This window comes from Ochrobactrum sp. SFR4 (genome assembly GCF_019730395.1).
Classification (GTDB): Bacteria; Pseudomonadota; Alphaproteobacteria; order Rhizobiales; family Rhizobiaceae; genus Pseudochrobactrum.
This window is the reverse complement of the sequence record NZ_JAAPBB010000965.1, coordinates 1-259: the sequence shown is the minus strand read 5'-3', so window position 1 is coordinate 259 and position 259 is coordinate 1. Positions and strand designations below refer to the sequence as shown.

1 protein-coding gene is annotated in these 259 nt (G+C 50.6%); it reads left to right on the top strand.

Going from position 1 to position 259, the window contains the following annotated elements; translation table 11 throughout:
- Window positions 1–259, top strand: a 259-nt coding sequence (locus tag HBA93_RS21955) for a hypothetical protein (protein WP_221724661.1), incomplete at both ends; no start/stop codon positions are given.

The following is a 259-nucleotide window of genomic DNA, read 5'->3' as shown; positions in this document are numbered from 1 at the left end:
CCCACGGATACAGCGGACAGTTTGTCCGGATCAAACATTTTCAAACAGTATTTATCTGCAGCGCCGCCTTTACAAGGGTGCGTCGTAAAACTGCGAATAAATGCCTCCCTGATTTTTCAGGCAACAAGATTGCGAACGCCCCTGCAGCTATTTTGAGGCTGCACGGCTTTCGCCCCCGTTTCGTTCAGCTGATTGCGGGCTGTTTCTGCCCGTGCGCTGTTCAAATATTCCTGTTTCGTTATCACTCCGGCATTTTGCC